The sequence below is a fragment of the Pseudomonas sp. BF-B-15 genome (genome assembly GCF_019946675.1).
In the GTDB taxonomy this organism is placed as follows: Bacteria; Pseudomonadota; Gammaproteobacteria; order Pseudomonadales; family Pseudomonadaceae; genus Aquipseudomonas; species Aquipseudomonas migulae.
On record NZ_JAGYFZ010000200.1, the window covers coordinates 1 to 3,327 of the forward strand.

3 protein-coding genes are annotated in these 3,327 nt (G+C 61.7%); all 3 read right to left on the reverse strand.

What is annotated here, in order from left to right; genetic code table 11:
• Window positions 1-54 precede the first annotated feature (54 nt).
• Window positions 55-810, reverse strand: coding sequence for a DUF2063 domain-containing protein (locus KGA97_RS29260; RefSeq protein WP_223481976.1), 756 nt, complete (start codon window positions 808-810; stop codon window positions 55-57).
• A complete protein-coding gene (locus KGA97_RS29265) occupies window positions 803-1,642 on the reverse strand; it encodes a DUF692 domain-containing protein (RefSeq protein WP_207285914.1) in 840 nt (279 codons plus the stop codon). Before KGA97_RS29265 ends, KGA97_RS29260 begins: the two co-directional genes overlap by 8 nt.
• A 144-nt stretch (window positions 1,643-1,786) precedes the next feature.
• A complete protein-coding gene (locus KGA97_RS29270) occupies window positions 1,787-3,121 on the reverse strand; it encodes an acetamidase/formamidase family protein (protein WP_223481977.1) in 1,335 nt (444 codons plus the stop codon).
• Window positions 3,122-3,327 lie beyond the last annotated feature (206 nt).

The following is a 3,327-nucleotide window of genomic DNA, read 5'->3' on the forward strand; positions in this document are numbered from 1 at the left end:
GTACCTGACACACCGCGTAGCCCGCATCGCCGGCAAGCCGGCTCCTACAGGGGGTTATGCCGGGCCAACCACCCCTTCCCCATGCATCTGCCGCAACAACGCCGCTCCGCTGTCGATGAAACCCTGCGATCCCGCCGCCCCCGCTTCGACGGCCAATCCTTCCAGCTGCTCACGTCCGCTCAGTTGGGGAAACTCGTCGATCCGCTGCAACAAGCGCCAGGCCAGCGGGCTCAGTTCGGAAAACTTCACACTCCAGTCCTCCGCCCGACGAACCAACAGCAACGTCGGCTGAGCCGGAGGTGTTTCAGGCTGATAGTCCGGCCCCACCAACTGCACCGGCCAGGCATACGCCAACGGCCAGGCCAGCGGTGAAATCTGCAACGGTCGATCCAGCAGCAGCCCGACATCACTCGCTGGCAATGGCTCGGCGTCGGACTGTTGCAACACCATCTCGATCCACTCGTAATGCGCCAGTTCCACCAGGAACGGCGGCCACGCCCCCTCGTACAACGCAGGCGGTTCTGACGCGAGAAAGTCGACAAACTCCCTGGCGATCTCACCGAATTTCGGCGTTTGTGCGCGGTGGTCCCGCAAGAAGATGCGCACCAGCGAACCCCAGCGCTCATCGCCAAGAATCTTGATCAACACCGGAAAAGTGCCGCTGAGCAAGATCGAGAGGTTATTGAAAACAAGGTCGCGATAAACCTGTGCCCGCGCCACGTCCATTCCGGCCGGTGGCGCGCAGTGATCGGGGTCACGCAGGTAAAGCCCCAAGGTGTTTTGCTGCTGAAACAGGCCTGAATCAACCATGGTTCACCCCCTTGGCCTGCAAGCGGCGGATGGTCTGCAATTCAGCCACCAGTTCAGAGAACGCCGGGAAATTGAAATCCCGTTCAAGCAACGTCGGTTGCGCGCCGAACCGCGCATAAGCCTGGGCCAGCAACGACCACACCACCGGTTTCACCGAGGCACCGTGGGTGTCGATTTTCAACGTGTCGGACTCATCGAAATGCCCGGCCACGTGCATCGCCACCACCCGGTCCGAATCGATGCCGGCCAGAAAAACCTGCGGATCAAAATCGTGGTTGATTGAGTTGACATACACATTGTTGACGTCCAGCAACAGGTCGCAATCGGCTTCGCGCAGCACCGCGTTGGTGAACGTCAGCTCGTCCATGTCCTGCTGCGGCGCGGCGTAATACGAGACGTTTTCCACCGCCAGGCGCCGACCGAGAATGTCCTGGGACTGACGAATGCGCGCGGCGACGTGGTGCACCGCTTCTTCGGTAAAGGGCAGCGGCAACAGGTCGTACAGGTGACCGTCATCGCTGCAGTAGCTCAGGTGTTCGCTGTACAGCGGCACGTTGTACTGATCGAGAAAAACCCGCACTTCTTGCAGAAAACCAACGTCCAGCGGCGCCGGCCCGCCCAATGACAGGGACAAACCATGGCAGGACAACGGATAGCGCTCGGCCAGGCCCCGCAGCGCCGCGCCATGGGCGCCGCCGATGCCGATCCAGTTCTCCGGCGCGACTTCCAGAAAGTCGAAATCGCCCACGCGGGCGGCTTGAAGGTCTTTCATCAAACCGCGACGCAGGCCAAGTCCGACGGTGGCCTTCGTTGATGTGTTGGAAGTCTGCATGATGTCGATCTCAAAGGTTGTCAGAACGTAATCACAGTTAACCGAAACGGTGTATCGGGCCTGTGTCGCGTACCGGCAGAAAATCGCGGCGGTTGTATCGCCGGCGGGTCTGTACACACTTCGGTACAGAGCCGCCGGTGGGCGTTACGCCAGGTCGTATTTCTCGCGCACCAGATGACCGATGCCGATGCGATCAAGCACGTCCATCGGGCACAGGAAGGTCACGCGCACGGTGCCGGGCAAGCGGCTGATGTCGATGGAACCGGTGATGGTCGCGCGGTTGAGCACTTCGTCATACGGCAGGCCCGTGACCGAAGCGGCACGTTGCAAGCCGTTCTCCACGGCCACGTTGAGGTTTTCGCCACTGCCGATGAAGGTGATCGGGCCGCTCTGCTCGATCTCGGTCTGGCCCCAGCGCTCACCCAGTTCGCGGACTTTCTGCCGTTGCAGGGCATTCATCGGTCGCGCCATCGGCGGCAGATCGTCGAGGTTTTGCAGGAGGATCGGCCCTTCCAGTGTCAGGTGCTTGATCACTTCGACCTGCACTTCGGTTTCCCCGGAGCAGTCGGTGGCATGCCCGGCGATCTCGCCGTTGCCCTGCTGGGCGTGCATGTCGCCCATGTACACACCGGCGCCCGGGACTTTCACCGGGCAGATCAATATGCAGCCTTCGCGGATCGAATTGGTGTCCATGTGACCGTCGGTCTTGGCCGCGTGCAGTTCCTCACGCGTCATGCCGAAACGGTGCGGTGCGCCGATCAGGTATTGGCCGAAATCGGCGCAGTTGTGCGAGTCCGGCAAGTCCCGCGACGGCGTGGTGCCGATGTTGCCGAGGAACGGCCGCATGTGCGCGGCAACGCCGGGGATGTCGGCGCGGGCCAGGGACAGGATCGAATGCTGGGCGGCGAACTCCGGCAGCGCCGACATCTCGGAGGCGTTGCCCGCCAGTTGGTTGGCGATGTCCTGATTGACGGTCAGGCTGACCTGATTCTGCGCATCGAACACGATCACGTACCCGTGGCTGAAGCGGAAAGCGCTGACTTCGGCGCCGCAATTGCTGCAACGAATCGAATCTTCGCCAATGCCCTCAACGTAACTGGCCGGGTGCTCGGTGCCGCATTTGCTACAGAATTTCGCGACGAACGGATCGCCGTTGTAGCGACCTTCAACGAAGCTCATCACGCCGGACGAGGTGGCCAGCGAGGTGACGCGCATGCTTTTGATCTTGATCGCCACGGCGTCGCCGATTTCGGCACCGGCAATGGCCACAGGTTGGGTCACTTCATGGCCGCCCTCGAAGGCCGGCGTAATCATCGGCCCCCAGCAGCCCGGCGGCGTGCCGGTGATCAGGGTGCCGCCGTCGGCCAAGGGGCCGAGCATTGGCTGGCTTGGGCCGATGAGGCCGCTGGTGTATTGGTCGACGCGCAGGCGATCGACGGGTGTGGATGTCAGGTCGGTTTCAGGCAGGAGCGTGGTCATTGTTGTCCCCTTCACGGTGTATAGGGTGCCAAGCGGCCTGTGCAGTTCATCGCAGGTTTGTATCTGGGCTGTGTTCGGCAGTGAGCCGGTTTTGCGGGAAATGTATCGAGCAGGACGTTAGATACACTCCGATACACACGTCCCCCTGTAGGAGCGAGGCTTGCCCGCGAAGGCGGCGTAACAGTCAACGAGGATGTGTCTGAAAT